Raw genomic sequence first — 8016 nt, forward strand, 5'->3', positions numbered from 1 at the left:
GCCTTTCAATCTATTGTATCACATCTCGTCTCTATCCGTGATTGTAGGCCTTCAAACAGAAGGCGCAGCCGTCATAGCCGAGGTTGATCCCTTCTTCAATCGAGTCGTAGTACCGTTTGTTCCAGTTGGCCATTTTCTTCACCCACTGGCATGTGGATTGGTGCAGCTCCATGGTATTATGATTGCCGATAAAACGGGGATAGGCATCCTCATCAGTGCGATAGACGTTCATCTCAGGGTCGCCAAACAAGGTCTGCTCAAGGATGGTCCACAGCTGATATTGCCAGTAATTGGTGTCGTTTCTAAAAGTGCAGCGCGAGTCGTTGAGATTGCCGATACTCCGCCAGTATTTCATGCACTTGAAAAACTCAAAACGAAAATCGTCACCCACTCCGATCCAGCTGTACCGGCTATTGCCGATATAGGCTACAGCACCACCGTCCTCCTTTTTAACGAGAGATTCGCCAATGGCATCGTTCTCATCAAACTTACCGGTCAGGCAGGAATCAGCAAAGGCAATGAAGGTCTTCGGGCCGTTGACCAGCCTGCCGATCAGAGCGTGATTGAGATGCGCCACACCGGTCCAGTTGCCGTGCCCCGTCAGGCTGACAAAATGCGGGCCGGTATTGAGTGCAGCCTCAAGGTTTTCGGTGGTGAGTTTTTTGAGAGTGGCCCCCGAAGTCGAGCCCGGCGGCATGTCGGTGACATCTGAATAGAGCCGATCCACCTGATTAATGCGGCTGAAATTATTCTTCAGCCACGTCCGTAACTCCTCCTGCTGGGTGACGGAGCTGTCGGTCTCTTCCCGGTCGATATCGTAACTCATTGGCGCAATATCGGCAGGCGGGCCATAAACCACAATCCAAGGGGTGGGAGTTGGTAATTTGATCTTGATAAGCCACAGATCGAGCACCCAGTAGCTTGGTTGAAGATTATTGGCGGACTTGGCAAAATACCAGCCTGGCGTTCCGTTCTTCGCCTCCAGATTGTAATCGAGCACCTTACAGGAGCTGTCGCTGTAATTGCAAATGATCTTGTCGCCGCAGTTGTCGCCTATAAACGACTCGTCGTGGATAAGAGCATAGCCATCGGCGGCAAAAGTCGTGAACCGGTTATTTGCCGGTGGAAAACTGTTACCAGCCTGCGGGATCACACTGTGAAAATATCGCGCCCAATGCTCCGCCACAAAAAGCATCCGCTTAAAGCGGTTATAATCACTCGACACATGGTCTTTCCCCCAGTTGTCATAAGCGATCACCTTATCCACAAAGATTCGCGCCTCGTCGACCGACTCCACCGGCGCCCGCCCCACTGCCACATCGACGGTGAAATCCACGCCGTCAAGATCAATGGCTGTATGATTATGCTGGCCGTACAGACCGTTATTCAACCGGTCCCAGTCATGCCGACCCGGGGTATTGTAATGCTGCCCGTACAGGCTCGAAAAGTACATATCGGTGGGAAGCATATTGGTTGGTGTATACCAGACCATTTCGCCCTTGATGTGTGCTTCCGGGCCATTCACCCGGATCCATTGAGTCGGCGCAGCACTTCTGGTCGCAAAGGTGTCGCTGGTCGTATGATACCAGCCGATGGTTGTTGCATTCGATGTGCCACTGGCATCATACGGAATCAACTCGCCGGTAAGATAATTGGTGAGGAAGTGGGTTGTCTGGCCAAAGTGGTTGGTATCGACACGCATGCCGAGATAACTACCCTTCCATTCCGACGTGTTTTTATCAGCCAGCGAACCAAGCTCAATCCGGCCCCAGGCCGAGGCGCAGGCCTGGCGTGGCGGGATGATACTGACATCGCCACCAAGCAACAGGAACTCCACACCTTTCTGGATGACAAATTGCTTGAGAAAATTCCGGATAATCTCCTGCAGATCACGGGCACCGGCCGAAAAATTTCCATAACCGCCATCAACGATGTCTCGAACTCTGGCGATATGTGTCCGGTAGCCCCGTGCTTTTTTATGCGCGGCCAACCGCTGGAACTCTGCGACAAGATCGCCCGCCGGCCCCGTTGAGGCCATGGCCTGGCTGTTCCATTTGTCGTTATCAGTAATAATGAGATAATCTACCTGCTTCGGCACGGGAACTGGCGGACCGGCCCCTACCAGAGGACCTTTCGGGAAAGGTATAACTTCCGACAGGACATCTTCCGGTTTTCGCATCTTTTTCAGCTGTAGCGGTGTTTTTAAAACCCTTTCCGGATTGATCACCATATCGTGAACCAGGGAATGCTCTTTGTAGCGCTGGCTTTTGGTGATCTGTGGCTTGACAAAAATAGCTTCATCCTTGTCGAGTAAGAGATGAAGAATAAGGTGCTCGATCAGTTCAACTGTGCCGTCCTTCCGATAGCCAAGCGGAAAAATGTCGAAGGTGGCAATGGGGATATTACCAACCTGCATCGGCCCCCCCATCACTACCCGTTCTTTTTTTCCGTCCATCACTTGTCGATAAAGATTTTCCTCGGGCAGGAAACGTTTACCACCATCTGCCTCCACCGTTTCAAGACCCAGCCAGACCGGATCGGGCAAGGGTTGAATGCAGGCGATCATGGTTGGCTGCTGGGTCACCAGAGTCGTGGTGACAATTTCTACCCGAAAAGCGGTGACCCCGGTATCCGGTGGCAGGGCTATCCGGATGTTTCGTACCGGCAGGGCCGGAGCCCCCGGCCGCCCTTTTACCAGGCAGCCCTTGAGAGAAAAATGTGTTCCAAACGGTGTCGGGCGGATGGTGAGATCATACCTGGAAAAGAAGACGTGCTGGGCAAGTTTTTTCATGACAATCCTCCTTGTATCAAGCAAAGTTGACGAGCTCGGATGCACAAAAAAAGCAGTGGACTGAAAATCTACATTCCAATGACAAAAGCAACGACAACATAAAGAGTTAGCCGTCACAACCATCGCTTATACATACAAAGCACTCCCCCTTAAGCCTGACACGTATTGTCAGCGCATGCAACCACCAACTACCGGATGGTACCACTTTTTTTTCAACTGCCCAGAAGGGTTGATAGCTTTGATATCGAAAATCGCGACGAAGATAGCGGCAAAAAAAGTTGCCTCATTGGTGGTGAGCGGATAGGATTATCTCTGATAAATTGTCCCTGATGTAGCGGGCAGTCTCAAAACTATTGAGAAAGTATAGATAAAATTTATTAACCGGCAGGTGCCGGGAAAAGAGCGCGTTTTCACATGCCCGACACAACCTCATCAGCATCCGCTTTCAACTTCCTCGAAAAGATAGGCGCCCCTTTTCTACACCTGATTCGCAGTCTCGGCCGGGTCGCCTTCTTTCTCGCCAGGGCCCTGGTGAAGATATTTGCCAAAAAGCAACTGCAGAGTATCGCCCAGCATGTCTACTATATCGGCGCACGCTCGGCCCCCATTGTCATGCTGGTCGGCCTTTTTACCGGCATGGTACTCGGGTTGCAGCTGTTCCACACCCTGGTTCGTTTCGGATCAGCGGGAGTACTCGGTTCCGCCGTCGGTCTGACCCTGGTGAGAGAGCTCGGACCGGTGCTGACCGCCATCATGATCACTGCCCGAGCTGGCTCAGCCATGTCTACCGAGATCGGCATTCAGCGCATTACCGAGCAGATCGATGCCCTGCAGACCATGGGAGTCGATCCCTTGCGCTACCTGGTCAGTCCCCGTATCGCAGCCGCAGTGATCAGCTTTCCCATTCTTACCGCCCTTTTTGACCTGATCGGTTTTCTTGGTGGCTTTCTGACCGGGGTTGTATTGCTGGGCCTTGACGCCGGTACCTATTTTTACCGACTTCAGAGTTCCATTTTGTTTGAGGACATAAACGGCGGATTTGTCAAATCGCTGGTCTTTGCCATTATCGTCACCACGGTCTGCTGCTACAACGGATTCTACACCCATCTGCGCAAAGACAGTTTTGGTGCCAAGGCGGTGGGGCTGGCCACAACCTCTGCCGTGGTCATCTCCTGCGTACTTATTCTGATTTCCGATTATGTCGTCACCTCCATTCTCCTGTAACCTTCGCCGATCACGACCATGACTCCACCTCTCATTGAACTTAGAAATGTGAAAAAGAGCTTCGGCTCGAAGGTCGTACTCGACGGCGTCAATCTGACCATCGAACAGGGCCAGGTGACCACCATCATCGGCAAGAGCGGTACCGGCAAATCAGTGATGCTGAAAAACATCATTGGTTTGATGGAACCCGACGAGGGCACCATTCTTTTTAAGGGCAAGGACATCAAGACCATGCTCCCCCACGAACGGCAGGACTATTATTGCCAGCTGAGTTACATGTTCCAGAACAACGCCCTGTTCGACTCGATGACGGTGTACGAAAATATTGCCTTTCCCCTTGAGCAGACCACGGAACTGGGGACGGAGGAGATACGGACCAGGGTCAGAAAAAAGATGGAACAGACCGACCTGCTCGGAGTCGGCAGCCGCTTCCCCTCAGAGATATCCGGCGGTATGCAGAAGAGGGTGGCCTTCAGCAGAGCACTGGTAACCCAGCCCGAAATCGTGTTGTTCGACGAGCCGACCACCGGCCAGGATATCGTCCGGCGAAACGCTATCCTGAGCATGATCGCCGAGTATAAGAAAAAATTCGGATTTACCGCGATTGTCATCAGCCACGACATCCCGGATATTCTCTTTATTTCCAACAGGGTTCTGGTCCTCCACCAAGGCAAGATCGTTTTCCAGGGAACCCCCCAGGAACTGGAAAGCTTCGAGCACTCCTACGTTGATGAGTTCATTGAAAGCCTCGAAGGCTTCAAGGAGCATCTCACCGGCCTCTATTCGCGGCGCAGCTTCAAGATGCGCTATCACAATACCCTCTCGAAGAAAAAGCAGGATGAAAACTATTGCATCGCCATCTTTGCCATAGCCGACTTCAGCAAAGTCTGCGACGATCTGGGTTTTGTGACCGGTCAGAATCTGCTCAAGGAACTTGGGAATTATATCAGCAAACACTTCGACCCGGTGGGTGGGTTTTCCGCCCGGCAGCGCCGGAGCCGTTTTCTCACCGTACTCCCCCAGGCCACCATCGACGAAGCAAGACAGCTGCTGGAATCTTTTGGCAAGGATGTCGAGGAAAACGGATTTTCCAGTGCCGTTGATCCATTTTTTGATCCCGGTGGGAGATGCCATGATCTCACCATTCTTGCCGGATATGCAGAAGGCGTTTCCGACCAGGAAAACCTCAATGACGTCCTGGTGAAAGCACGAAAAAATCTGTACGCCATTGCCGAAATCAAGTGCGTGGCAAGGAGGTAATTGTGAAAAAAGTTTCCCAGGAAAGTATTGCCGGTGTATTTGTGCTTATCGGCATCTGCCTGCTCACCTATATGACTATCAGTCTTGGTAATGTGCGCCTTTTCGGCAGTGACAGTTACACTGTCATTACCAGGTTTTCAACCGTCTCAGGATTACGTGAAGGCAACCCGGTGGAAATGCAGGGTATTGAAGTCGGAGAGGTGAAACAACTTGAGCTGGATCAGGAAAAGCAGCTCTCCGTTGCTATCCTCAGTATCAAGAATAACATTATACTCTATGATGATGCCATCGCCTCCATCAAGACCGCCGGTCTGATCGGCGACAAGTTCGTCAGTCTCAATCCCGGTGGTTCTGGTGAAAAGCTCAGCGATGGCGGAGTGATTATCAACACCGAATCACCCATCGATATTGGCGACATCATCGGTAAATACGCTTTTGGTTCAGTTCCCGGCAATGATACCGCCGGTGAAGAAAAAACAACAGATACAACGTTCGAGGAATTCAAATGAAAGCATTTACAGGCTTTTGCCTTTTCCTGTCACTCATGCTTCCACCTACGGTTTTGTTGGCGGCCGAATCTCCACTTGCCACTGTCCAGACAGCGATTACCAAAGTAATGGCGATCATTGACGATGCATCGCTGCAAGGCGAGAACAGCAAAGCTGAGAAAGTGAAACGCATCGAAGTGATTGTTGATGATGTCTTTGATTACGACAAGCTTGCGCGGCAGTGCCTTGGCAAAAACTGGAACGCAATAACTCCTGCCCAGCAAGAGGAATTCACCAAACTCTTCAGCAAATTTCTCGGACAGGTATACATCACCAAAATCACCTCCTTTCCAGGCAGCAAAGTCGAATTTGTCGACGAAGTATCACTCTCGCCCACAGTCTCCGAAGTACGAACCCAGGTCATCACCAAAGAGGCCAAGGTGCCCTTAAGCTACCGACTCACCGCCAGCGATGCAGGCTGGAGAGTATATGACGTAATCGTTGAAGGCGTCAGCCTTTTAAACAACTACCGCAGCCAGTTTCACTCCATACTCTCCAATAAACCCATGGAGAACCTGTTGGCCCAGCTCCGTGCCAAAGTGAAATCCTACGACAGCTAAGAGTTTATTTCTCCAAACTGTTTCCTGAAGTGACAGCAAAATGGTCTTCCGAGAAGTTCACTCGAGAAGACCATTTCTGCACCTCCATTCTTCCCGCCCTCCCCCAGACAACTTGCAAACTGAATAGTTCTTTACTTTCAGGAAGTTGCGTTTCAAATTTTTGTCTACTCCGTAGTTCTATCATGTGTGCATCACACGCTCCCATTCATTACATTCACGATCAATGTTTCCTTTCATGCCGAAATTCGCAAATAGACAAGCCCACTTCATCACAAATATTTGCAGCTAAAATTCCCACAAAGCTTGCACCTTATAGGTGACAGGCCTATTATTAAAGAGTTTATGTTTTTAGATACATGCAAAAGGTCGTTCAATCTGTTAGGTTTTATCTCTGACAGAGATATTGGTAAAACCAACAAAAAAAACTTTCAAGGAGAGAGTAATGGAGAAAAAAACGAAAATTCTATTTTCATCGCTGGCAGCTGGCCTCTTTTTATGCCAGGCAGCTGTTGCCGCCGATTACAAAACATCAGTAGGGCTGGGAGTCGGTATGGCTCCGGACTATGAGGGCTCCGAAGATTATACAGCTGTGCCCCTCCTCTTCGCCAGGGTCGGCTGGGGAGATGGCGACTATGTGATGCTGAAGGGTACTCAGCTCAAGTGGAATCTTCTCAATGATCAGATTGAATTTGGCCCCCTTCTTCAGTACCGTGGCGAACGTGACGATGTGGACAATGACCAGGTCGATGCAATGAAAGACATCGATGCAGCCGTTGAGGCAGGTTTCTTCCTTACCGGCAGATCCGGTCCCTGGAGTGCCACTCTGGAGTTTGCCGCCGATGTGTCCGACACATACGACGGCTTTCTTATCACTCTGGGCGGCAACTACCGGCAGACAATTTCTGACGACTTCAAAATGACCTACGGTGTCTCAACCACCTACGCCAGCGACAATTATATGGAGACCTATTTTCAGGTCGACGCCGGCAACCGAGGAACCAGCACTCTGCCGAATTATAACGCTGATGGAGGTTTTAAAGACGTGGGCCTGAATGTGGCAGCTGACTACAGTTTTAATGCAAAATGGTCGATCGTTGGTAATCTTGGTTACAAATACCTCTTGGGAGATGCAGCAGACAGCCCAATCGTTGATGACGAAGGCAGTGAAGGACAATTCTTTCTCGGCGCAATGGGTGTGTATCGCTTTTAATGCTTTACGGATTATTCTCGTTCAGCAGGAACAAGGATAATAATCGGCAAAAAAAAAGTAAGTATCCACCGGCAAAGCCGGTGGCTTTAGATTTTGGACCGCTCAAAGCGGTATGTTAAGGGTGTGTTCAGAATTCTGTGTCATCTTCCGTTGTGGCCCGCCATCACCCCTTCAGCAAGCGGAGGTAAAAGTCAGCGCTGAGAATGGGCACCTTAAACATGCTCGTCGGAAGTGCTGACTTTTGTTGGAGCGGATTTTGATATCCATAGCTTTAGCCTTATTTGCCTCTATTTCAAAGCCCTAATTCTTGATCCAGCCGCCCTTCGAAAAAAATCGCCAGCTGAGAAACAGACAGCGACCAGTTCTGAATAGGCATTGTCCACTTCTTCTGGGCATTCTGAATTCCGAGGTATAACAATTTCA

6 protein-coding genes and 1 pseudogene are annotated in these 8016 nt (G+C 50.4%); 5 read left to right on the plus strand and 2 right to left on the minus strand.

What is annotated here, in order from left to right:
- Positions 1-31: 31 nt before the first annotated feature.
- Entirely contained in the window at positions 32-2791 is a 2760-nt protein-coding gene (locus BUF15_RS09540; RefSeq protein ID WP_073613239.1) for a C25 family cysteine peptidase, read from the minus strand.
- Positions 2792-3205: 414 nt separating this feature from the next.
- On the opposite strand from BUF15_RS09540, the gene BUF15_RS09545 reads away from it, so the two are divergent.
- The 5 genes from BUF15_RS09545 to BUF15_RS09570 all read left to right on the plus strand — a co-directional run bounded on the left by BUF15_RS09545 (position 3206) and on the right by BUF15_RS09570 (position 7593).
- Positions 3206-4015: an MlaE family ABC transporter permease gene (locus BUF15_RS09545; RefSeq protein WP_073613240.1), complete on the plus strand. Its 810-nt coding sequence runs from the start codon at positions 3206-3208 to the stop codon at positions 4013-4015.
- Positions 4016-4033: 18 nt separating this feature from the next.
- Positions 4034-5275 carry an ATP-binding cassette domain-containing protein gene (locus BUF15_RS09550; RefSeq protein WP_073613241.1) on the plus strand — a complete coding sequence of 414 codons (1242 nt, stop codon included), beginning with the start codon at positions 4034-4036 and terminating at the stop codon, positions 5273-5275.
- A gap of 2 nt (positions 5276-5277) precedes the next feature.
- On the plus strand, positions 5278-5784 hold the full coding sequence (locus tag BUF15_RS09555; RefSeq protein WP_073613242.1) for an MlaD family protein: 507 nt from the start codon (positions 5278-5280) through the stop codon (positions 5782-5784).
- The gene (locus tag BUF15_RS09560; protein WP_073613243.1) at positions 5781-6383 is read left to right on the plus strand and encodes an MlaC/ttg2D family ABC transporter substrate-binding protein; all 603 of its coding nucleotides are present in this window, start codon (positions 5781-5783) and stop codon (positions 6381-6383) included. The genes BUF15_RS09555 and BUF15_RS09560 overlap by 4 nt, the downstream gene beginning before the upstream one ends.
- Positions 6384-6825: 442 nt before the next feature.
- A complete protein-coding gene (locus tag BUF15_RS09570) occupies positions 6826-7593 on the plus strand; it encodes a MipA/OmpV family protein (protein ID WP_073613245.1) in 768 nt (255 codons plus the stop codon).
- Positions 7594-7885: 292 nt separating this feature from the next.
- On the opposite strand, the pseudogene BUF15_RS27370 reads toward BUF15_RS09570, so the two are convergent.
- Positions 7886-8016: pseudogene (locus BUF15_RS27370) on the minus strand (IS256 family transposase); the annotation flags it as partial.

This window comes from Desulfopila aestuarii DSM 18488 (assembly GCF_900143695.1).
Lineage (GTDB): Bacteria > Desulfobacterota > Desulfobulbia > Desulfobulbales > Desulfocapsaceae > Desulfopila > Desulfopila aestuarii.

What these genes read in the sequence shown, in the direction of transcription:
- BUF15_RS09560 (WP_073613243.1), top strand. Translation starts at nt 5,781, where the DNA reads ATGAAAGCATTTACAGGCTTTTGCCTTTTCCTGTCACTCATGCTTCCA.
- BUF15_RS09570 (WP_073613245.1), top strand. Translation starts at nt 6,826, where the DNA reads ATGGAGAAAAAAACGAAAATTCTATTTTCATCGCTGGCAGCTGGCCTC.
- BUF15_RS09550 (WP_073613241.1), top strand. Translation starts at nt 4,034, where the DNA reads ATGACTCCACCTCTCATTGAACTTAGAAATGTGAAAAAGAGCTTCGGC.
- BUF15_RS09545 (WP_073613240.1), top strand. Translation starts at nt 3,206, where the DNA reads ATGCCCGACACAACCTCATCAGCATCCGCTTTCAACTTCCTCGAAAAG.
- BUF15_RS09540 (WP_073613239.1), bottom strand. Translation starts at nt 2,791, where the DNA reads ATGAAAAAACTTGCCCAGCACGTCTTCTTTTCCAGGTATGATCTCACC.